Annotated in this window: 18 protein-coding genes; 14 read left to right on the forward strand and 4 right to left on the reverse strand. The window is 57.6% G+C overall.

Translation table 11 applies throughout. The features are described from left to right. Window position 1: 1 nt before the first annotated feature. Together ACOTXC_RS14880 and ugpQ are read left to right on the forward strand one after the other, a co-directional pair. Window positions 2-1,072: a sn-glycerol-3-phosphate import ATP-binding protein UgpC gene (locus ACOTXC_RS14880; RefSeq protein WP_022649656.1), complete on the forward strand. Its 1,071-nt coding sequence runs from the start codon at window positions 2-4 to the stop codon at window positions 1,070-1,072. Beyond that, window positions 1,069-1,809, forward strand: coding sequence for a glycerophosphodiester phosphodiesterase (gene ugpQ, locus ACOTXC_RS14885; protein ID WP_022649655.1), 741 nt, complete (start codon window positions 1,069-1,071; stop codon window positions 1,807-1,809). Before ACOTXC_RS14880 ends, ugpQ begins: the two co-directional genes overlap by 4 nt. Here the strand turns inward: ugpQ and ACOTXC_RS14890 are convergent. Continuing rightward, window positions 1,799-2,170, reverse strand: coding sequence for a DUF2756 family protein (locus ACOTXC_RS14890; RefSeq protein ID WP_023298798.1), 372 nt, complete (start codon window positions 2,168-2,170; stop codon window positions 1,799-1,801). The genes ugpQ and ACOTXC_RS14890 overlap by 11 nt on opposite strands. 122 nt (window positions 2,171-2,292) lie before the next feature. Between ACOTXC_RS14890 and ggt the strand changes: the two genes are divergently transcribed. Then, a complete protein-coding gene (ggt, locus tag ACOTXC_RS14895; protein ID WP_421767803.1) occupies window positions 2,293-4,038 on the forward strand; it encodes a gamma-glutamyltransferase in 1,746 nt (581 codons plus the stop codon). A 100-nt stretch (window positions 4,039-4,138) separates the two neighbouring features. Here ggt and yhhY read toward each other — a convergent pair whose 3' ends face one another. Beyond that, a complete protein-coding gene (gene yhhY, locus ACOTXC_RS14900; protein ID WP_023298796.1) occupies window positions 4,139-4,627 on the reverse strand; it encodes an N-acetyltransferase in 489 nt (162 codons plus the stop codon). A 257-nt stretch (window positions 4,628-4,884) separates the two neighbouring features. Here yhhY and ACOTXC_RS14905 point away from each other — a divergent pair, with 257 nt between their 5' ends. The 5 genes from ACOTXC_RS14905 to gntU all read left to right on the forward strand — a co-directional run bounded on the left by ACOTXC_RS14905 (window position 4,885) and on the right by gntU (window position 9,826). Further along, window positions 4,885-5,922: an oxidoreductase gene (locus tag ACOTXC_RS14905; protein WP_022649651.1), complete on the forward strand. Its 1,038-nt coding sequence runs from the start codon at window positions 4,885-4,887 to the stop codon at window positions 5,920-5,922. A 123-nt stretch (window positions 5,923-6,045) separates the two neighbouring features. Continuing rightward, entirely contained in the window at window positions 6,046-6,741 is a 696-nt protein-coding gene (locus ACOTXC_RS14910; protein WP_003861565.1) for a pirin family protein, read from the forward strand. 91 nt (window positions 6,742-6,832) lie between these two features. Then, the gene (gene gntR / locus ACOTXC_RS14915) at window positions 6,833-7,828 is read left to right on the forward strand and encodes a gluconate operon transcriptional repressor GntR (protein WP_003861567.1); all 996 of its coding nucleotides are present in this window, start codon (window positions 6,833-6,835) and stop codon (window positions 7,826-7,828) included. Window positions 7,829-7,954: 126 nt separating this feature from the next. Further along, window positions 7,955-8,482, forward strand: coding sequence for a gluconokinase (gene gntK, locus ACOTXC_RS14920; protein WP_003861569.1), 528 nt, complete (start codon window positions 7,955-7,957; stop codon window positions 8,480-8,482). A gap of 3 nt (window positions 8,483-8,485) precedes the next feature. Beyond that, on the forward strand, window positions 8,486-9,826 hold the full coding sequence (gene gntU / locus ACOTXC_RS14925) for a gluconate transporter (protein ID WP_017693851.1): 1,341 nt from the start codon (window positions 8,486-8,488) through the stop codon (window positions 9,824-9,826). Between the two features lie 105 nt (window positions 9,827-9,931). Here gntU and yhgN read toward each other — a convergent pair whose 3' ends face one another. Further along, complete coding sequence (gene yhgN / locus ACOTXC_RS14930) at window positions 9,932-10,525, reverse strand: NAAT family transporter YhgN (protein WP_003861574.1); 594 nt, start codon at window positions 10,523-10,525, stop codon at window positions 9,932-9,934. Window positions 10,526-10,703: 178 nt separating this feature from the next. Here yhgN and asd point away from each other — a divergent pair, with 178 nt between their 5' ends. From asd to glgP, 6 genes are all read left to right on the forward strand, one after another. Next, on the forward strand, window positions 10,704-11,807 hold the full coding sequence (gene asd / locus ACOTXC_RS14935) for an aspartate-semialdehyde dehydrogenase (RefSeq protein WP_022649649.1): 1,104 nt from the start codon (window positions 10,704-10,706) through the stop codon (window positions 11,805-11,807). Between the two features lie 239 nt (window positions 11,808-12,046). Next, window positions 12,047-14,233, forward strand: a complete 2,187-nt coding sequence (glgB, locus tag ACOTXC_RS14940) for a 1,4-alpha-glucan branching enzyme (protein ID WP_023298793.1) — start codon at window positions 12,047-12,049, stop codon at window positions 14,231-14,233. Then, complete coding sequence (gene glgX, locus ACOTXC_RS14945; protein ID WP_421767804.1) at window positions 14,230-16,203, forward strand: glycogen debranching protein GlgX; 1,974 nt, start codon at window positions 14,230-14,232, stop codon at window positions 16,201-16,203. Before glgB ends, glgX begins: the two co-directional genes overlap by 4 nt. A gap of 17 nt (window positions 16,204-16,220) precedes the next feature. Next, window positions 16,221-17,516, forward strand: a complete 1,296-nt coding sequence (gene glgC, locus ACOTXC_RS14950; protein WP_003861582.1) for a glucose-1-phosphate adenylyltransferase — start codon at window positions 16,221-16,223, stop codon at window positions 17,514-17,516. Further along, window positions 17,516-18,949 carry a glycogen synthase GlgA gene (gene glgA, locus ACOTXC_RS14955; RefSeq protein WP_022649646.1) on the forward strand — a complete coding sequence of 478 codons (1,434 nt, stop codon included), beginning with the start codon at window positions 17,516-17,518 and terminating at the stop codon, window positions 18,947-18,949. The genes glgC and glgA overlap by 1 nt, the downstream gene beginning before the upstream one ends. Before the next feature lie 18 nt (window positions 18,950-18,967). Further along, window positions 18,968-21,415, forward strand: a complete 2,448-nt coding sequence (glgP, locus tag ACOTXC_RS14960; RefSeq protein ID WP_032626819.1) for a glycogen phosphorylase — start codon at window positions 18,968-18,970, stop codon at window positions 21,413-21,415. A 90-nt stretch (window positions 21,416-21,505) separates the two neighbouring features. On the opposite strand, the gene glpD is transcribed toward glgP, so the two are convergent. Next, a complete protein-coding gene (gene glpD / locus ACOTXC_RS14965) occupies window positions 21,506-23,014 on the reverse strand; it encodes a glycerol-3-phosphate dehydrogenase (protein WP_154051959.1) in 1,509 nt (502 codons plus the stop codon). Between the last annotated feature and the right edge of the window lie 87 nt (window positions 23,015-23,101).

Genomic DNA, 23,101 nt, shown 5'->3' on the forward strand with positions numbered 1-23,101 from the left:
GATGGCAGGTTTAAAATTACAGGCAGTAACCAAAAGCTGGGACGGCAAAACCCAGGTCATTCAGCCGCTGACGCTCGACGTGGCGGACGGGGAATTTATCGTCATGGTCGGTCCGTCCGGCTGTGGGAAATCCACGCTGCTGCGCATGGTGGCGGGGCTGGAACGCGTGACGTCCGGGGATATCTGGATTGACCGCCAGCGCGTTACCGAGATGGAACCCAAAGATCGCGGCATCGCGATGGTGTTCCAGAACTACGCCCTCTATCCGCACATGAGCGTGGAAGAGAACATGGCCTGGGGGCTGAAAATTCGCGGCATGGGCAAAGGCCATATCGAGGAGCGCGTGAAAGAAGCCGCGCGCATTCTGGAGCTGGACGGCCTGCTCAAGCGCCGCCCGCGCGAGCTTTCCGGCGGCCAGCGTCAGCGCGTGGCGATGGGGCGCGCCATCGTGCGCGACCCGGCGGTCTTTCTGTTCGACGAACCGCTGTCAAACCTCGACGCCAAGCTGCGCGTGCAGATGCGCCTTGAGCTACAGCAGCTGCATCGCCGCCTGAAAACCACGTCCCTCTACGTGACCCACGATCAGGTAGAGGCCATGACTCTCGCCCAGCGCGTGATGGTGATGAACAAAGGCATCGCCGAGCAGATTGGCACCCCGGTGGAAGTCTACGAAAAACCGGCCAGCCGTTTTGTGGCGAGCTTTATCGGCAGTCCGGCGATGAACCTGCTGGACGGGCGGATCAATGCTGCAGGAACCCATTTTGAGCTGGAAAGCGGGATGGCGTTGCCGATCAACTGGTACTATCGTGGCTACGCCGGGCGTAAGATGACGCTCGGTATCCGCCCGGAGCATATTGGTTTGACGTCTCAGGCGGACGGCGGCGTGCCGCTGGTGATGGACACGCTGGAGATGCTGGGCGCAGACAACCTGGCGCACGGACGCTGGGGCGAACAAAAGCTGGTGGTGCGCCTGCCGCATCAGGAGCGCCCGAAGGCAGGCAGCACGCTGTGGCTGCATATGCCGGAAAATCACCTGCACTTATTTGACGGTGAAACAGGACAACGAGTATGAGCAACTGGCCTTACCCCCACATTGTCGCCCACCGTGGCGGCGGTAAACTGGCGCCGGAAAACACCCTGGCGGCAATTGACGCTGGCGCGCGCTACGGCCACACGATGATCGAGTTCGATGCCAAGCTGTCGAAGGACGGCGAAATTTTCCTGCTGCATGACGACAACCTTGAACGCACCAGCAACGGCTGGGGCGTGGCGGGCGAACTGCCGTGGCGCGATCTGCTGAAGGTGGATGCCGGAAGCTGGTTCAGCGGGGAATTCAAAGGTGAACCGCTGCCGCTGCTGGCGGAAGTGGCGGACCGCTGCCGCCAGCACGGCATGATGGCCAACATCGAAATCAAACCGACCACCGGCACCGGGCCGCTGACGGGCAAAGTCATCGCGCTGGCCGCGCGTGAGCTGTGGGAAGGGATGACGGTACCGCTGCTGTCGTCGTTTGACATCGACGCGCTGGAAGCGGCACAGGCGGCCGTACCAGAGCTGCCGCGCGGGCTGCTGCTGGATGAGTGGCGAGAAGACTGGCGCGCGCTGACTGCCCGCTTAGGTTGCGTGTCGATCCACCTCAACCATAAGCTGCTGGATGAAGCGCGCGTGATGCTGTTAAAAGAGGCCGGTCTGCATATCCTGGTCTACACCGTCAACAAACCCCAGCGTGCAGCCGAGCTGCTGCGCTGGGGCGTGGACAGCATCTGTACCGATGCGATTGACCAGATCGGGCCGAACTTTATTTATTAAGCATACTGCCGTTCTGCTGGGTCGGCAGCATATGCTGCTGACCGCTGCTTTGCGACACCCCGCCCCCTAACATCCCACCGTTTGAGTTTGACAGCGGCTGCTCGCGCATCTGGCCCTGCTGCACGCGCTGGGTATTAGCGTTCATCTGGTTTTGCAGGTGCTGCTGCTGCACCTGGGTCTGCGTCTTTAACTGCTGATTAAGCATCCCTTTCTGCTGCTGTTGCTGGCTCATCATCTCCGTCTGCATACGCTGCTGGCTCGGAATGACATAGCCCTGCTGGTTTGGGTTGTTCAGCGTGTTTATCGGCTGTGCGAGCGCGGCGAACGGAAGCAGCGCGATCAGGATCGGTAATCGTTTCATGGTTATCTCCTCCTTTGAGGCTTCTCTTAAGTTTATCCTGATTCCGGCATAACGATGATTTTTTAAGAGTTGTGAACCAGGCTTAAGCGGGGAATATAGGCCCCTTCACCTGGAGAACAATAATGATGAAACCAACCTTTTTGCGCTGGGTCGCCATCGCTGCGCTGATGGCAGGCGGCACATTTACCGTGGCGGCCAACCCGCCCGCCGCTCCTCCGGTCTCTTACGGCGTGGAGGAGGATGTTTTTCATCCCGTGCGGGCGACGCATGGCATGGTGGCCTCGGTTGACGCGCTGGCAACTCAGGTGGGCGTCGATATTCTTAAACAGGGCGGTAACGCGGTGGATGCGGCGGTCGCGGTCGGGTACGCGCTGGCGGTGACGCATCCACAGGCAGGCAACCTGGGCGGCGGCGGGTTTATGATGCTGCGCACGAAAGACGGTAAAACTACGGCCATCGACTTCCGTGAGATGGCACCGAATCAGGCCTCCCGCGATATGTTCCTCGACGATCAGGGCAATCCGGACAGTAAAAAATCCCTGACCTCGCACCTTGCCTCCGGCACGCCGGGCACCGTTGCGGGGTTCTCGCTGGCGCTGGAAAAATACGGCACGCTGCCGCTGAATAAAGTGGTACAGCCTGCCATCAGGCTGGCGCGCGACGGCTTCGTCGTCAACGACGCGCTGGCGAACGACCTCAAAACCTACGGCAGCGAAGTTATTCCCAATCATGAAAACAGCAAGGCTATCTTCTGGAAAGACGGCGAGCCGCTGAAAAAGGGCGATAAGCTGGTGCAGAAGAACCTCGCAAAAAGTCTCGAACTGATTGCCGAAAACGGTCCGGACGCCTTCTATAAGGGGCCGATTGCCGATCAGATTGCTGATGAGATGCAGAAGAACGGCGGGCTGATCACCAAAGCGGATCTGGCGGAATATAAGGCGGTGGAGCGCGAGCCGATTAGCGGCACCTATCGCGGCTACGAGGTCTTCTCCATGCCGCCGCCGTCCTCCGGGGGCATTCACATTGTGCAGATCCTCAATATTCTGGAAAACTTCGATATGCACAAGTTCGGCTTCGGTAGTGCCGATGCCATGCAGGTGATGGCGGAGGCGGAAAAGCGCGCCTACGCGGACCGCTCGGAATACCTTGGCGATCCGGATTTCGTGAAGGTGCCGTGGCAGGCGCTGACCAACAAAGCCTATGCCAAATCGATTGCCGATGAGATCGACATCAACAAGGCTAAACCGTCCAGCGAGATCCGCCCGGGCAAGCTGGCGCCGTATGAAAGTAACCAGACCACCCACTTCTCGGTCGTGGACAAAGACGGAAACGCGGTGGCGGTGACATACACGCTCAACACCACCTTCGGCACCGGGATTGTGGCGGGCAACAGCGGTATTTTGCTGAACAACGAGATGGATGATTTCTCGGCCAAGCCGGGCGTGCCGAACGTCTACGGGCTGGTCGGCGGCGATGCAAATGCGGTCGGGCCGAAGAAGCGCCCGCTGTCGTCCATGTCGCCCACCATCGTGGTGAAAGACGGCAAAACCTGGCTGGTGACCGGCAGCCCGGGCGGGAGCCGGATTATCACCACCGTGTTGCAAATGGTAGTGAACAGCATCGACTTTGGGATGAACGTCGCCGAAGCGACCAATGCGCCGCGTTTCCATCACCAGTGGCTGCCGGACGAGTTGCGCGTGGAGAAGGGCTTTAGCCCGGATACCCTCAAGCTGCTTGAGCAGCGCGGGCAGAAGGTGGCGGTGAAGGAGGCGATGGGCAGCACCCAGAGCATTATGGTCGGGCCGGACGGGGCACTGTTTGGCGCGTCGGACCCACGATCGGTGGATGATTTAACGGCGGGGTATTGAGGGCTCCCCTCACCCTAACCCTCTCCCCATAGGGGAGAGGGGATTGCACGGTGCGGTCTTTTCTCCCTCGCCCCTTCGGGGAGAGGGTCGGGGTGAGGGGTTACTTCATCCGCGCCATATAATACGCGTCCACGTACTCGCCGTTGCGCAGGGCGTAGCGCCTGCCGGTGCCTTCAATCTCAAACCCGTGCTTTTTGTACACCGCGATTGCCGGTGCGTTATCGACAAACACCGTTAACTCGATGCGGTCGACGCGCAGCCAGTTGTCGCACATATCAATCATGGTGCGTATCAGCGCGCTGGCGACGCCCCGGTTTTGCCACTGCGCACCCACACAAATTCCAAAATCGGCAACGTGGCTGCGGCGCGGACGCTGGGCTACGGCAATGCACAGATGCCCGGCGACGGTATCATCAATACAGGCGACAAGCTGCTTGATACCGGGCTGATCGGTTAGCCGGTCATGCCACATCTGCTCTGAGGGATGAGGAACCTGTAGCGTGTTGTGGTACACCTCCGGCTGGGCGTGGATCTGACGAATGGCGTCGTAATCTTTCGGTTCAGCGTGGCGTATCACTATCTCACTCATTCCTTGTTCCTCAGTCAGTTAAAAGTCCCTTCCAACATCAGTGACTTTAAAAGTTGAGTCAATCGCTATTTTTTGCAAAAAGTGTTGGACAAGTGCGAATGAGAATGATTATTATTGCTCTGCATTCAGGAAGACCTCCTACGGGAACCTGAAAGCACGACATTGCTCACATTGCTTCCAGTATTACTTTAGCCAGCTTCTCGCTGGCTTTTTTTTTGTTATGGTTAGACTCAGTAACCTTCCAAAAGGACTGAGCCATGACACTACATTGTGCATTTATTGGATTTGGCAAAAGCACCACGCGTTACCACCTTCCGTATGTTCTTAACCGAAAAGAGACCTGGCACGTGGCCCATATCTATCGCCGCCGCGCGAAGCCAGAAGAGCAGTCTCCGCAGTATTCCCATATTCATTTCACCAGCGATCTTGATGAAGTGTTAAATGATCCGCAGGTGAAGCTGGTGGTGGTCTGTACCCACGCCGACAGCCACTTTGACTACGCAAAACGCGCGCTGGAAGCAGGTAAAAACGTGCTGGTGGAAAAACCGTTCACCCCGACCATCGCCGAAGCGAAGGAACTCTTTGCGCTGGCAAAAAGCAAAGGCCTGACCGTCACGCCGTACCAGAACCGTCGCTTTGACAGCTGCTTCCTGACGGCAAAAAAGGCAATCGAAAGCGGCAAGCTCGGCGAGATCGTTGAAATCGAAAGCCACTTCGATTACTACCGCCCTGTGGCAGAAACCAAACCCGGCCTGCCGCAGGACGGTTCGTTCTACGGTCTGGGCGTACACACCATGGACCAGATCATCTCCCTGTTTGGCCGCCCGGACCACGTGGCGTACGACATCCGCAGCCTGCGCAATAAGGCCAATCCGGACGATACCTTCGAAGCACAGCTGTTCTACGGCGACCTGAAAGCCATCGTCAAAACCAGTCATCTGGTGAAAATCGACTACCCGAAATTTATCGTTCACGGCAAGAAAGGCTCCTTTATCAAGTACGGTATTGACCAGCAGGAGACCAGCCTGAAGGCCAACATCATGCCGGGCGAACCGGGCTTTGCGGCAGATGATTCCGTGGGCGTGCTGGAGTACGTGAACGACGAGGGCCTGACGGTCAGGGAAGAGCTGAAGCCGGAAACGGGCGATTATGGACGCGTCTACGATGCGCTGTATGAAACCCTCTCCAGCGGCACGCCGAATTACGTCAAGGAATCTGACGTTCTGACGAACCTGGAAATCCTTGAACGGGCCTTCGAACAGGCTTCCCCTGCCACGGTAACCCTCGCCAGATAAGCAAAAATGGCTCCTTTGTGCTTGTTCTAAATTTTTGAACAGAGGAGTCAATTTTCACCCTCTATGATCCCTGAGCGTTTGCGTCCACACTTACTCCATCGAAACGAACTGAGGGTGAAAACAATGATCTACTTACGCAAAGCAAACGAACGTGGTCACGCGAATCATGGCTGGCTGGACTCATGGCATTCATTCTCGTTTGCCGACTACTACGACCCGAACTTCATGGGCTTCTCCGCGCTGCGCGTCATTAACGACGACGTGATTGATGCAGGCCAGGGCTTCGGTACCCACCCGCATAAGGACATGGAAATCCTGACCTATGTGCTGGAAGGGGCGGTTGAGCACCAGGACAGCATGGGCAATAAAGAGCAGGTTCCGGCGGGCGAGTTCCAGATTATGAGCGCGGGTACCGGGGTGCGTCACTCTGAGTACAACCCGAGCAAAACGGAAAAACTGCACCTGTATCAAATCTGGATCATTCCAGAAGAGACCGGCATCACGCCACGCTACGAACAGCGCCGCTTCGATGCGAAACAGGGTAAACAGCTGGTGCTCTCCCCGGATGCGCGTGAAGGTTCCCTGAAAGTGCATCAGGATATGGAGCTGTACCGCTGGGCGCTGGCGAAAGATGAACAGTCTGTGCACCAGATCGCCGCCAACCGCCGCGTCTGGATCCAGGTGGTGAAAGGCGAGGTGTCCATCAATGGCACCAAAGCCACCACCGCCGATGGCCTGGCAGTCTGGGATGAGCAGGCGCTCTCCGTGCATGCCGACAGCGAAAGTGAAATTCTGCTGTTTGATCTGCCGCCGGTCTAAATAATTTCTCAACCTTCCCTTTAAACGGGGAAGGTTGAGCTTTGTCCGTGATAAACTGAGCAAATCTCTCACTTCAAGATTTCTCAGGACGATGAAAAAGAAACGCCCCGTACTTCAGGATGTCGCCGATCGCGTCGGTGTGACCAAAATGACGGTCAGCCGTTTTTTACGTAACCCGGAGCAGGTTTCCGTGGCGTTGCGTGGCAAGATTGCCGCCGCCCTTGATGAACTGGGTTATATCCCCAACCGCGCGCCCGATATTCTCTCTAATGCGACCAGCCGTGCGGTGGGCGTCCTGCTTCCTTCCTTAACCAACCAGGTTTTCGCTGAAGTGCTGCGTGGCATCGAAAGCGTGACCGATGCCTTTGGTTATCAGACCATGCTCGCCCACTATGGGTACAAGCCGGAACTGGAAGAGGAACGTCTTGAATCGATGCTTTCCTGGAACATTGACGGCCTGATTTTAACGGAACGTACTCACACCCCGCGCACGCTGAAAATGATTGAAGTGGCAGGCATTCCGGTGGTGGAGCTGATGGACAGCCAGTCGCCGTGCCTCGACATCGCCGTGGGGTTCGATAACTTTGAAGCGGCGCGTCAGATGACGGCGGCGATCATCGCCCGCGGTCATCGCCATGTGGCCTATCTGGGTGCGCGTCTGGATGAACGTACTATCATCAAACAGAAGGGATACGAGCAGGCGATGCTCGACGCCGGTTTAACCCCGTACAGCGTGATGGTGGAGCAATCTTCCTCTTATACGTCGGGTATTGAGCTGATGCGTCAGGCGCGACGCGAGTATCCGCAACTGGACGGTATTTTCTGTACCAACGATGACCTTGCGGTCGGCGCCGCGTTTGAGTGTCAGCGCCTGGGTTTAAAAATCCCGGATGATATGGCGATTGCCGGCTTCCACGGCCACGACATTGGCCAGGTGATGGAGCCGCGTCTGGCAAGCGTCCTGACCCCGCGTGAACGCATGGGCCGCATTGGTGCAGAACGCCTGCTGGCGCGCATTCGTGGTGAGGCAGTTACCCCTAAAATGTTAGATTTAGGTTTCACCTTGTCACCGGGTGGATCTATTTAATCCGACAAATTTGAAGTAGCTCACACTTATTCACTTCGCGCACGTTTGGATATTGCTTCTCTTATGCCCCGGCAGGACAATGTTACCGATAACTGTTACCCGTAACAATTGACTGAGGGACACCCTTTGAGCACGACTAATCACGATCACCACGTTTACGTCCTGATGGGCGTGTCCGGTAGCGGTAAATCTGCCGTGGCGAGCGAAGTGGCGCATCAACTCCAGGCTGCGTTTCTTGATGGTGACTTCCTCCATCCGCGCAGCAACATCATGAAAATGGCTTCCGGCGAGCCGCTGAATGACGACGACCGCAAACCCTGGTTGCAGGCGCTGAATGATGCCGCGTTCGCGATGCAGCGCACCAATAAAGTCTCCCTGATAGTCTGTTCCGCGCTGAAAAAAACCTATCGCGACCTGCTGCGCGATGGCAACCCGAACCTCTCTTTCATCTACCTGAAAGGCGATTTCGGGGTAATTGAAAGCCGCCTGAAGGCGCGTAAAGGCCACTTCTTCAAAACCCAGATGCTGGTAACGCAGTTCGAAGCGTTGCAGGAGCCGGGGGCTGACGAACAGGATGTCTTAGTGGTTGATATCGATCAGCCGCTGGAAGGTGTTGTTGCCAGCACCATCGAGGTTATTAATAAAAGGCAGTAAGTTTTGAGTACATTAACGCTAGTTTTGACAGCAGTGGGTTCCGTATTGCTGCTGCTGTTTTTAGTGATGAAGGCACGTATGCACGCCTTCGTTGCTTTGATGGTGGTTTCTATTGGTGCCGGTCTCTTTTCCGGAATGCCGCTCGACAAAATTGCGGCGACGATGGAAAAAGGGATGGGCGGCACGCTCGGCTTCCTGGCCATCGTAGTCGCGCTCGGCGCGATGTTTGGCAAGATTTTGCACGAGACGGGCGCGGTCGATCAGATTGCCGTCAAGATGCTGAAATCCTTCGGACACAGCCGTGCGCACTACGCGATTGGTCTGGCTGGTCTGATTTGCGCGCTGCCGCTGTTCTTTGAAGTGGCGGTGGTGCTGCTGATTAGCGTGGCGTTCTCCATGGCACGCCATACCGGTACCAACCTCGTGAAGCTGGTCATTCCGCTGTTTGCGGGCGTGGCGGCGGCGGCGGCGTTTCTGCTGCCGGGGCCTGCGCCGATGCTGCTGGCTTCCCAGATGCATGCTGACTTTGGCTGGATGATCCTGATTGGCCTGTGTGCGGCGATCCCGGGGATGATTATCGCCGGTCCGCTGTGGGGCAACTTCATTAGCCGTTACGTTGAGCTGCACATTCCGGATGACATCTCCGAGCCGCACCTGGGCGAGGGCAAAATGCCGTCCTTCGGCTTCAGTCTGTCGCTGATCCTGCTGCCGCTGGTGCTGGTGGGCCTGAAAACCATCGCTGCCCGCTTTGTGCCGGTGGGGTCAACCGCTTACGAATGGTTCGAATTTATTGGCCATCCGTTCACTGCGATCCTGGTGGCGTGTCTGGTCGCGATTTACGGCCTGGCGATGCGTCAGGGCATGCCAAAAGATCGCGTGATGGAGATATGCGGTGCCGCGCTACAACCTGCGGGGATTATTCTGCTGGTGATCGGGGCGGGCGGCGTGTTCAAGCAGGTGCTGGTGGATTCCGGTGTGGGTCCGGCGCTGGGCGAAGCGCTGACCGGAATGGGCCTGCCGATTGCGGTCACCTGCTTCGTGCTGGCCGCGGCGGTGCGTATCATTCAGGGCTCCGCGACCGTGGCGTGCTTAACCGCGGTGGGGCTGGTGATGCCGGTGATTGAACAGCTGAACTACTCCGGCGCGCAGATGGCGGCGCTCTCTATCTGTATCGCGGGCGGCTCGATTGTGGTATCTCACGTGAACGACGCAGGCTTCTGGCTGTTCGGTAAATTTACCGGCGCAACCGAAGCGCAAACCCTGAAAACCTGGACGCTGATGGAAACCATCCTTGGCACGACGGGTGCGGTTGTCGGGATGATTGCGTTTACGCTGCTGAGCTAACGAGACCGTATTATGTCGGGTGGCGGCTTCGCCTTACCCGACCTACAAAAAAATCAGGTCCCGTAGGCCGGGTAAGCGTAAGCGCCACCCGGCTTTTTTACATCTTCACCCTTTCATCCATGCCCGGATCCCATCCAGGAACATCTGCGTCGCCATCATCACCAGAATCAGCCCCATCAGGCGCTCGAGGGCGTTCACCCCTTTCTCTCCCAGCAGGCGCAGGAACAGCGACGACTGCAGCAGAATAATAAATGTCCCGCCCCAGGCGATCAGCAGGGCAATGACCAGGTGGCTCATCTGATTCGGGTACTGATGCGACAGCAGCATCAGCGTCGCCAGAATCGTTGGCCCGGCGACCAGCGGAATCGCCAGCGGCACGATAAACGGTTCTTCACCCGCAGGCAGGCCGCTGCTGCTGCCTTCCGCGCTCGGGAAAATCATCTTTATGGCAATCAGGAACAAAATGATCCCGCCGGAAATGGAGACCGTTTCGGCACGTAAGTTCAGGAAAGCGAGGATTTTTTCACCGGCGAACAGGAAGATAAACATCACCAGCAGGGCGATGAGCAGCTCGCGGATCATGATCGCCCGACGGCGCTTCGGCTCGGTGTGCTTCAGCACCGACATGAAGATCGGCAGATTACCGAGCGGATCCATAATCAGGATCAATAAAACCGCTGCGGAAATGATTTCACTCATCTTAAATTATCCCTGATACTTATTGTGGTCATTGCGATGATTAGCACTTTTTCTGATTGCCGGGCAATCATCGATTAATTTCGCTTGCGACTTTGGCAGCATTTTGTAATGTGAAGCATATCCCAGTTCAATACTGGCTTGCACAATCAGCACACACCCCTTGCAGGAAAAAAATGCTATGAAAAACGTTGGTTTTATCGGCTGGCGCGGTATGGTCGGCTCTGTACTCATGCAACGCATGGTTGAAGAGCGCGATTTCGACGCCATCCGCCCGGTCTTCTTCTCCACTTCCCAGCTCGGCCAGGCTGCACCGTCCTTTGGTGGTACCACAGGCACGTTGCAGGATGCTTACGATCTGGAAGCGCTGAAGGCACTCGACATTATTGTGACCTGCCAGGGCGGCGATTATACCAACGAAATTTATCCGAAGCTGCGTGAAAGCGGCTGGCAGGGCTACTGGATTGACGCGGCCTCTTCGCTGCGTATGAAAGACGATGCCATCATCATTCTCGACCCGGTTAACCAGGATGTCATTACCGACGGCCTGAACAACGGCGTGAAAACGTTTGTTGGCGGTAACTGCACCGTCAGCCTGATGCTGATGTCCCTCGGCGGCCTGTTCGCACAGGATCTGGTGGAGTGGGTCTCCGTAGCGACCTACCAGGCGGCGTCCGGCGGCGGCGCGCGACATATGCGCGAGCTGCTGACCCAGATGGGCCAGCTGCACCAGAGCGTCGCGACTGAGCTGGCAAACCCGGCGTCCGCGATCCTCGATATCGAGCGTAAAGTCACTCAGCTCACCCGCAGTGGCGAATTGCCGGTGGATAACTTTGGCGTACCGCTGGCCGGCGGTCTGATCCCGTGGATCGACAAACAGCTGGATAACGGCCAGACCCGCGAAGAGTGGAAGGGCCAGGCTGAGACCAACAAAATCCTCGCCACCGCGAACACCATTCCGGTTGACGGTCTGTGCGTGCGTATCGGCGCGCTGCGCTGCCACAGCCAGGCTTTCACCATTAAACTGAAAAAAGATGTGTCTATTCCGACCGTGGAAGAGCTGCTGGCCGCGCACAACCCGTGGGCGAAAGTGGTGCCAAACGATCGCGATATCACCATGCGCGAACTGACCCCGGCAGCCGTTACCGGCACGCTGACCACCCCGGTTGGCCGCCTGCGCAAGCTGAACATGGGACCGGAGTACCTCTCCGCGTTCACCGTTGGCGACCAGCTTCTTTGGGGTGCCGCCGAGCCGCTGCGCCGCATGCTGCGCCAGCTGGCGTAATAATTTGTTAAACACCGGGGGTGAATGTCACCCCCTTTTTTTGCGTACTACATGGAGTAAAACGCAGATGTCTTATTTTTTATCAGGAGGGCCCACGACGTTGGCTATGCTTTAAGGAAGATTTATTTCTCACCTGAGGGTAGGGCGGAGCAGAGAGGATTAACTGCACCGTTTAGGTCACATTAAAAGTCGTCCCGGAGCGCGTAAAAAGGGCGACATAAAAAAACAGGATGAATACCATGTCCGATCGTATTTCGAGAGACGTGATTAATGCGCTTATTGCGGGTCACTTTGCCGACCCCTTTTCTGTGCTAGGGATGCACCGTACAGAGGCCGGACTGGAAGTTCGGGCGCTGTTACCGGATGCAACAGAAGTGTGGGTTATCGAACCCAAAACCGGCCGCAAGGTGGGTAATCTGGAATGCCTCGACTCGCGTGGCTTCTTCTCGGGCGTCATGCCCCGCCGTAAAAATCCTTTTCGTTATCAGCTTGCCGTTATCTGGCACGGTCAGCAAAACCTGATTGATGATCCCTATAGCTTCGGCCCGCTCTTAAAAGAGATGGACGCCTGGCTGCTGTCCGAAGGGACCCATTTACGCCCCTACGAAACGCTGGGTGCCCATGCGGATACCATGGACGGTATCACCGGCACGCGCTTTGCCGTATGGGCGCCAAACGCCCAGCGCGTCTCCGTCGTCGGGCAGTTCAACTACTGGGACGGTCGTCGTCACCCCATGCGCCTGCGCCGGGAAACCGGTATCTGGGAGCTGTTTATCCCCGGCGCGCACAACGGTCAGCTCTACAAATTCGAGATGATCGATGCCAACGGCAAGCTGCGTATTAAATCCGACCCGTACGCCTTTGAGGCCGAACTGCGCCCGAATACCGCCTCGCTGATTTGCGGCCTGCCGGAGAAGGTTGTCCAGAGCGAGGAGCGCAAGCAGGCCAACCGCTTTGATGCGCCGATCTCCGTCTATGAAGTGCATCTCGGCTCCTGGCGTCGCCACACCGATAACAACTTCTGGCTGAGCTATCGCGAGCTGGCGGACCAGCTTGTGCCGTACGCCAAATGGATGGGCTTTACCCATCTGGAGCTGCTGCCAATCAACGAACACCCGTTCGACGGTAGCTGGGGCTATCAGCCGACCGGGCTATATGCGCCTACGCGCCGCTTCGGCACGCGCGATGACTTCCGCTATTTCATTGATGCCGCGCACGCCGCCGGACTGAACGTGATCCTCGACTGGGTGCCGGGCCACTTCCCGTCGGATGATTTTGCGCTGGCAGAGTTTGACGGTACGAAGCTGTACGAGCACAGCGATCCGCGCGAAGGCTATCACCAGGACTGGAACACGCTGATCTACAACTACGGTCGCCGTGAAGTGTCAAACTACCTGGTCGGGAACGCGCTGTACTGGATCGAACGTTTCGGCATTGATGCCCTGCGCGTCGATGCAGTGGCGTCGATGATCTACCGCGACTACAGCCGCAAAGAGGGTGAGTGGATCCCAAACGAGTATGGCGGGCGTGAAAACCTCGAAGCGATTGAGTTTCTGCGCAACACCAACCGCATTATCGGCGAGCAGGTGGAAGGCGCTGTGACCATGGCGGAAGAGTCAACAGACTTCCCGGGCGTTTCCCGTCCACCGGCAATGGGCGGCCTGGGCTTCTGGTACAAGTGGAACCTCGGCTGGATGCACGACACGCTCGACTACATGAAGCTTGACCCGGTTTATCGTCAGTATCACCACGATAAGCTCACCTTCGGGCTGCTCTACAACTACACCGAAAACTTCATGCTGCCGCTGTCGCACGATGAAGTGGTACACGGCAAGAAATCCGTTCTCGACCGCATGCCGGGGGACGCGTGGCAGAAGTTTGCCAACCTGCGCGCCTATTACGGCTGGATGTTCGCCTTCCCGGGCAAAAAGCTGCTGTTTATGGGCAACGAATTTGCGCAAGGGCGCGAATGGAACCACGACACCAGCCTTGACTGGCATCTGCTGGAAGGCGCGGACAACTGGCACCACGGCGTGCAGCGTCTGGTTCGCGACCTGAACCTGACCTATCGCCACCACAAAGCGCTGCACGAGCTGGACTTCGATCCGTACGGCTTTGAGTGGCTGGTGGTGGACGACCACGAGCGCTCGGTGTTTGTCTTTGTACGACGTGATAAAGCCGGTAACGAGATCATCGTCGCCAGCAACTTCACGCCGATACCGCGCGAACACTACCGCTTCGGCATAAACCAGCCGGGCAAATGGCGAGAAATCCTTAACACCGACTCCATGCACTACCACGGCAGCAACGCTGGTAACGGCGGGCTGGTACAGAGCGATGCCATTGAAAGCCATGGCCGTCCGAACTCCCTTGGCCTGACGCTGCCGCCGCTGAGCACAATCTGGCTGGTGCGGGAGGGAGAATGACGCAGCTCTCGGCAGGTAAACCCGAACCGCTCGGGGCGAGTTTTGACGGAAAGGGGGTGAACTTCACGCTCTTTTCTGCCCACGCTGAGCGGGTGGAACTCTGTGTGTTTGACGGGGAAGGTAACGAACACCGTTACGATTTACCGGCGCGCACGGGGGATACCTGGCATGGCTACCTGCCCGGAGGACGGCCGGGGATGCACTACGGTTTTCGCGTACACGGCCCCTGGGAGCCCTCTCAGGGGCACTGGTTTAACCCGGCGAAGCTGCTGATTGACCCATGTGCGCACCGCGTGGACGGCGAGTTTAAAGACGACCCGCTGTTCCACGTTGGCTACGGCGAACCAGACCACCGCGACAGCGCACCCGTCGCGCCCAAAAGCGTGGTGGTACACGATCTCTACGACTGGGAAGACGATGCCCCGCCGCGCACGCCGTGGGGCAACACCGTTATTTATGAAGCCCACGTCAAAGGGCTGACGTATCTGCATCCGTCAATCCCCAAAGAGATGCGCGGCACCTACAAAGCGCTTGGGCATCCGACGATGGTCGCGTACCTGAAGCACTTAGGGATCACCGCCCTGGAGCTGTTGCCCGTGGCGCATTTTGCCAGCGAGCCGCGGCTGCAGCGTCTTGGGTTAAGCAACTACTGGGGCTACAACCCGCTGGCGATGTTCGCCCTCGACCCGCGCTACGCGGTGCATCCGGAGAAGGCGCGGGATGAGTTTCGCGATGCGGTGAAGGCGCTTCACGCGGCGGGTATCGAGGTCATTCTGGACGTGGTGTTGAACCACAGTGCAGAAAGCGATCTTGATGGCCCGACGCTCTCACAGCGCGGAATCGATAACCGTAGCTATTATTGGATCAGGGACGACGGCGATTACGAGAACTGGACCGGGTGCGGTAACACCCTCAACCTCAGTCATCCGGCCGTTACGCATTACGCGTACGCGTGCCTGAAATACTGGGTTGAGACGTTCCACGTGGACGGTTTTCGTTTCGACCTGGCGCCGGTAATGGGGCGCACCCCGGCGTTCAGCCAGCAGGCGCCGCTGTTTGAGGCCATCAAAAACTGTCCGGTGCTTTCAAAGATGAAGCTGATTGCGGAGCCCTGGGACATCGGCGAGGGCGGCTATCAGGTGGGGAACTTCCCGCCGCTGTTTGCCGAGTGGAACGACCACTTCCGCGATGCCGTCCGCCGCTTCTGGCTGACGCGCGATCTGTCGCTGGGGGAGTTTGCCGGTCGCTTTGCCGGCTCCAGCGATCTCTTTAAGCGTGACGGCAAACGTCCGTCGGCCACCATTAATCTGGTGACGGCGCACGACGGTTTTACGCTGCGCGACTGCGTTTGTTTCAATCAGAAACACAATGAGGCAAACGGCGAAGAGAATCGCGATGGGACTAACAACAACCATAGCTTTAACCATGGTATAGAAGGGTTAGGCGGAAGTCTGGATGTGATCGAGCGGCGACGCGCCAGCGTTCATGCGCTGCTGACGACGCTTTTGTTGTCGCAGGGCACGCCGATGCTGCTGGCGGGCGATGAGCACGGTCACAGCCAGCACGGCAACAACAACGCCTATTGCCAGGACAACACCCTGACCTGGCTCAACTGGGAAGAAGCGAACAGCGGGTTGACCCATTTCACCGCGGCGCTGATCCATCTTCGCCAGCACATCCCCGCGCTCACCGCCGACTGCTGGTGGGAAGAGGGCGACGGCAACGTTCGCTGGCTGAATAAAGACGCGCAACCGTTGAGCGCGCAAGAGTGGCAACACGGCATACCCTGTCTGCAAATCCTGCTTTCGGATGCGTGGCTGGTGACGCTGAACGCGACGGATGACGTCGCAGAGATTGTTTTACCTGACGGGGAATGGCGAGCCATTCCTCCCTTTGCCGGAGCGGATAATCCGGTTGTTATGGCTGTCTGGCACGGGCCTGCGCACGGAGTGTGCGTATTCCAAAGATGATAAAAAAGGAGTTAGTCATGGTTAGATTAGAGAAGAACGATCCGTTAATGTTGGCGCGCCAGCTACCATTAAAAACAGTTGCCCTGATCCTCGCGGGCGGGCGTGGTACCCGTCTGAAAGATTTGACCATCAAGCGCGCCAAACCGGCCGTTCACTTTGGTGGTAAGTTCCGTATTATCGATTTTGCACTGTCCAACTGCCTGAACTCAGGCATTCGCCGTATTGGCGTCATTACCCAGTATCAGTCGCACACGCTGGTGCAGCACATTCAGCGCGGCTGGTCATTCTTCAGCGAAGAGATGAACGAGTTTGTCGATCTGCTCCCGGCGCAGCAGCGCGTTCACGGGGAGAACTGGTACCGCGGCACGGCGGATGCCGTGACCCAGAACCTCGACATCATTCGCCGCTACAACGCGGAATACATCGTTATCCTCGCCGGGGACCACATCTACAAGCAAGATTACTCCCACATGCTGATCGACCACGTCGAAAAAGGTGCGCGCTGCACCGTGGCGTGTCTGCCGGTGCCTGTTGCAGAAGCAACCGCGTTTGGCGTGATGCATGTAGATGGCGACGACAAGATTATCGACTTTGTCGAAAAACCGGCGAATCCGCCAACCATGCCGGGAGACGACACCAAATCGCTCGCCAGCATGGGGATCTATGTCTTTGATGCCGATTATCTTTATGAGCTGCTGGAAGAAGACGACAAAGACGAAAACTCCAGCCACGACTTCGGTAAAGACATCATCCCGAAAATTACCAAAGCTGGCATGGCGTATGCACATCCTTTCCCATTGTCCTGCGTGCAGTCCGATCCAAATGCGGAACCTTACTGGCGCGACGTCGGCACGCTGGAAGCCTACTGGAAAGCCAACCTCGATTTGGCATCTGTGACGCCTGAACTGGATATGTACGACCAGAACTGGCCGATTCGCACCCATATGGAATCGCTGCCGCCGGCGAAGTTCGTCCAGGATCGCTCCGGCAGCCACGGTATGACGCTGAACTCGCTGGTCTCTGGCGGGTGCATTATCTCCGGTTCGGTGGTGGTGCAGTCCGTGCTGTTCCCGCGCGTGCGTATAAACTCATTCTGTAATATCGATTCGGCAGTCCTGCTGCCGGATGTCTGGGTAGGGCGCTCATGTCGTCTGCGTCGCTGCGTTATCGACCGTGCCTGCGTCATTCCCGAAGGGATGGTGATTGGGGAAAACGCGGAAGAAGATGCACGTCGTTTCTACCGATCGGAAGAGGGGATCGTGTTAGTAACACGGGAAATGTTGCGGAAGCTGCAAATCAAACAGGAGCGATGATGCAGGTTTTACACGTATGTTCTGAGATGTTCCCGTTGTTAAAAACGGGCGGACTGGCGGATGTTCTTGGTGCATTACCGGCGGCGCAAATTGCCGGAGGGGTGGATACCCGCGTGTTGTTACCCGCTTTTCCGGATATCCGGCGTGGTATTCCCGATGCGAAGGTTGTTACCCGCCGCGAGACCTTCGCGGGACGTATCACCCTGCTGTTTGGACATTACAATGGCGTAGGGATTTACCTGATTGATGCGCCGCATTTATACGACCGACCCGGCAGCCCGTATCACGATACCAACCTGTACGCCTATACCGATAACGTGCTGCGCTTTGCCCTGCTCGGCTGGGTGGGGGCGGAGATGGCCGTCGGGCTGGATCCGTTCTGGCGTCCGAACGTGGTGCACGCGCACGACTGGCATGCGGGGCTGGCTCCTGCGTATCTGGCGGCGAAAGGACACCCGGCGAAATCGGTGTTTACGGTGCACAACCTGGCGTATCAGGGCATGTATTACGCGCATCATATGAATGACATCGATCTGCCATGGTCGTTCTTTAACATGCACGGACTGGAGTTTAACGGACAGATTTCGTTCCTGAAGGCCGGTCTGTACTACGCCGACCACATCACGGCGGTCAGCCCAACCTACGCGCGGGAAATTACCCAGCCGGAGTTCGGTTACGGTATGGAAGGGCTACTGCAACAGCGCCACCGTGAAGGTCGTCTGTCGGGCATTCTGAACGGCGTGGATGAACAGATCTGGAATCCGGAAACGGACCTCCTGCTGGCAGCGCGCTATGGTCGCGACTCCGTGGAGGACAAAGCGGAGAACAAGCGTCAGCTACAGATTGCGATGGGGCTGAAGGTCAACGACAAGGTACCGCTGTTTGCGGTGGTCAGCCGCCTGACCAGCCAGAAAGGGCTGGATCTGGTGCTGGAAGCGCTGCCGGGATTACTGGAGCAGGGTGGGCAGCTTGCGCTGCTCGGCGCGGGCGACCCGGTATTGCAGGAAGGTTTCCTCGCGGCCGCGGCGGAACATCCGGGGCAGGTGGGCGTGCAGATTGGCTATCACGAAGCGTTCTCGCACCGCATCATGGGCGGCGCAGACGTGATTCTGGTGCCGAGCCGTTTCGAGCCCTGCGGCCTGACGCAGCTCTATGGTCTGAAATACGGCACGCTGCCGCTGGTACGCCGCACGGGCGGGCTGGCGGATACGGTGTCTGACAGCTCCCTGGAAAACCTGGCGGATGGTATCGCCAGCGGGTTTGTTTTCGAGGACAGTAATGCCTGGTCGCTACTTCGGGCGATCCGGCGTGCTTTCGTCTTGTGGTCCCGTCCATCCCTGTGGCGTTACGTACAACGTCAGGCGATGTCCATGGACTTTGGCTGGCACGTTGCGGCGCAGTCCTACCGCGACCTTTATCAACGCTTGATGTAACGAGGCGAAGTTACTGATATGAATGCTCCATTTAGCTACTCTTCCCCCACGCTCAGCGTTGAGGCGTTGAAACACTCCATCGCCTATAAGCTGATGTTTACCATTGGGAAAGATCCCGTTATTGCCAACAAACATGAGTGGCTGAACGCCACGCTGTTTGCGGTGCGTGACCGTATGGTCGAACGCTGGCTGCGCTCCAACCGCGCCCAGCTCTCGCAGGAGACGCGACAGGTGTATTACCTGTCGATGGAGTTTTTGATTGGTCGCACCCTCTCCAATGCGCTGTTATCGCTCGGGATTTATGACGACGTCAAAAACGCACTGGAAGAGATGGGGCTGGACTTAGAAGAGCTGATTGACGAAGAGAACGACCCGGGGCTGGGTAACGGTGGTCTCGGGCGACTTGCCGCCTGCTTCCTCGATTCACTGGCGACGCTGGCGCTGCCGGGACGCGGGTACGGTATTCGCTACGACTACGGCATGTTCAAGCAGAACATCGTTGATGGGCGTCAGAAAGAGTCGCCGGACTACTGGCTGGAGTACGGTAACCCGTGGGAGTTCAAGCGCCACAACACGCGCTACAAGGTGCGTTTTGGCGGGCGTATTCAGCAGGAAGGGAAAAAATCCCGCTGGGTGGAAACCGAAGAGATCCTCGCCGTGGCCTATGACCAGATTATCCCCGGCTACGACACCGATGCGACCAACACGCTGCGCCTGTGGAACGCGCAGGCCAGTAGCGAGATCAACCTCGGTAAATTCAATCAGGGTGACTACTTCGCGGCGGTGGAAGATAAAAACCACTCTGAGAATGTGTCCCGCGTCCTGTATCCGGATGACTCGACCTACTCGGGCCGCGAGCTGCGCCTGCGTCAGGAGTATTTCCTCGTCTCGGCAACGATTCAGGATATCCTTAGCCGTCACTATCAGCTGCACAAAACCTATGCGAATCTGGCGGAAAAAACCGCTATTCACCTCAACGATACCCATCCGGTGCTGTCGATCCCTGAGCTGATGCGCCTGCTGATTGACGAGCATAAGTTCAGCTGGGATGACGCGTTTGAAGTGACCTGCCAGGTGTTCTCGTACACCAACCATACGCTGATGAGTGAAGCGCTGGAGACGTGGCCGGTGGATATGCTCGGCAAAATTCTGCCGCGCCACCTGCAAATCATCTTCGAGATCAACGACTACTTCCTCAAGACCTTGCAGGAGCAGTACCCGAACGATACCGGCCTGCTGAGCCGCGCCTCGATCATTGATGAATCCAATGGTCGCCGCGTACGCATGGCCTGGCTGGCGGTGGTGATCAGCCATAAGGTTAACGGGGTTTCAGAGCTGCATTCGAACCTGATGGTGCAGTCGCTGTTTGCAGACTTTGCGAAGATCTTCCCGACGCGTTTCTGCAACGTGACCAACGGCGTCACCCCGCGCCGCTGGCTGGCGCTGGCGAACCAGCCGCTGTCTGACGTGCTGGACGAAAATATCGGCCGCACCTGGCGCACCGATTTGAGCCAGCTGAGCGAGCTTGAGCAGCACATTGATTTTCCGACGGTGAACAAAGCCGTACGGGAAGCCAAGCTGCTGAACAAGAAACGTCTGGCGGTGTGGCTGGCTATGCACCTCAACGTGGTGGCGAACCCGAAAGCGCTGTTTGACGTGCAGATCAAGCGTATCCACGAGTACAAGCGTCAGCTGATGAACGTGCTGCACGTGATCACCCACTACAACCGCATTAAGGCTGACCCGACAGCGGAGTGGGTGCCGCGCGTGAAAATCTTTGCCGGTAAGGCGGCGTCCGCGTACTACATGGCGAAGCACATCATTCATCTTATCAACGATGTGGCGAAGGTAGTGAACCAGGATCCGGACATTGGCGACAAGCTGAAAGTGGTGTTTATCCCGAACTACAGCGTAAGCCTGGCGCAGCTGATTATTCCGGCGGCGGATCTCTCAGAGCAGATTTCCACGGCGGGGACGGAAGCATCCGGCACCAGCAACATGAAGTTTGCCCTGAACGGCGCGCTGACCATCGGCACGCTGGACGGCGCAAATGTCGAAATGCTGGAGCATGTGGGCGCGGAGAATATCTTTATCTTCGGGAATACGGCGGAAGAGGTGGAGGCGCTGCGCAAGCAGGGCTACTCGCCGCGTGAGTATTATGAAGAGGATGAAGAGTTACGCCAGGTGCTGACGCAAATCGCCACCGGGGTGTTTAACCCTGAGGAGCCTGGGCGCTATCGTGACCTGGTGGACTCGCTGATTAACTTTGGCGATCACTATCAGGTGCTGGCGGATTACCGCAGCTACGTGGATTGTCAGGATAAGGTGGACGAACTGTACCGTCAGCAGGAGAAGTGGACCAGCGCCGCGATGCATAACATCGCCAACATGGGATACTTCTCGTCAGACAGGACCATCAAAGAGTATGCCGAGAATATCTGGCATATTGATCCGGTGAGGTTGTAAAACAAAGCCGGGTGGCGGCTCCGCCTTACCCGGCCTACTCGATCCTGTAGGCCCGGTAAGCGCAGCGCCACCGGGCATTTTTTGTCACCCTCAGGACGCCAGTGACAATTCACGCTTTCCCGCATGCTGTTGCAACCATTGCGCCACGCGAGACTGCTGCTCGGCATTCAGCCACATCCCTTCTTTAGTACGACGCCAGATGGCATCGTCCAGACGGCGCACCCATTCGTGTTCCACCAGGTAGCGCAGTTCCGCTTCGTACAGCTCATGGCCAAAATGCTCGCCCAGATCGGCAATCTCTTTCGCGTCGCCGAGGAACAGTTCGGTATTGCTGCCGTAGGTGCGGGCGTAGTGGCGCGCCATTCCTTCGGTAATGAACGGGAAGCGGCGACGCAGCTTCGCGGCGTAATCGTCGCGGTTATTGCCGATATCGCCGCCAGGCAGCACGGCGCCTTTCGTCCACGCCGGGCCGATGCCTTTGTAATACGGCGCCAGTTTCTCCAGCGCATGCTCCGCCAGTTTACGGTAGGTGGTGAGCTTACCGCCAAACACCGACAGCAGCGGCGCCTGACCGTCCACGTCATGAATATCAAGCGTATAGTCACGGGTGATGGCCTGCGGTGAGTCAGACTCGTCATCACACAGCGGACGCACGCCGGAGTAGGTCCAGACCACGTCATCGCGCGCCAGCTGTTTCTTAAAGTGTGCGTTGTACACTTTCAGCAGGTAGTTGACTTCGCTCTCTTCAATCTCAACGTTTTTCGGATCGCCCTTGTACTCCACGTCAGTGGTGCCGATGATGGAGAACTCGTCCATCCACGGGATCACAAACACGATGCGCTTGTCTTCGTTTTGCAGGATATAAGCCTGCTTCTGGGTATGCACGCGCGGCACCACAATGTGGCTGCCCTTGATCAGGCGGATGCCGTACGGAGAAGGCAGGTGCATACCGTCATCGAAGAACTGTTTCACCCACGGGCCGGTGGCGTTCACCAGGCCGCGCGCTTTCCAGCTAAACTTCTCGCCGGTATCCACGTCTTCCGCCTCCACAATCCACAGGCCGTTTTCGCGGCGCGCGGCGATCGCGCGGGTACGGGTTTTCACCTCGCCGCCTTTCTTCTCGACCATCTGCGCGTTAGCCAGCACCAGACGCGCATCGTCCACCCAGCAGTCGGAATATTCGAAACCGCGCACGATTTCAGGCTTAAGGACCGATTCTGAGCCAAAACGCAAACCGGTCGAACCCGGCAGGCTGGTGCGTTTACCCAGATGATCGTACATGAACAGGCCGATGCGGATCATCCACGCCGGACGCAGGTGCGGGCGGTGGGGCAGGCGGAAGCGCATCGGGATCGCCAGATGCGGAGCCATTTTCAGCAGCACTTCGCGTTCGGCCAGCGCTTCGCTGACCAGGCGGAATTCGTAGTGTTCCAGGTAGCGCAGGCCTCCGTGGATCAGCTTGGAGCTGGCGGACGACGTCGCGCAGGCGAGATCGTTAGCTTCCAGCATCAGCACGGATAAACCGCGTCCTGCGGCATCAACCGCAATACCGGCACCGTTGATGCCCCCGCCTATCACAATCAGATCTTTGGTTTCCATAACACCCTCATGCACTTTCGTTAAAGCTCAAAAATGTTCGATATCGCTCATAATAGCAAAGGAACGCGCTTTTGGTAACATCAAAAA

Origin of the sequence: Enterobacter cloacae complex sp. IR5428 (assembly GCF_049238585.1) — a bacterium.
GTDB lineage: Bacteria > Pseudomonadota > Gammaproteobacteria > Enterobacterales > Enterobacteriaceae > Enterobacter > Enterobacter intestinihominis.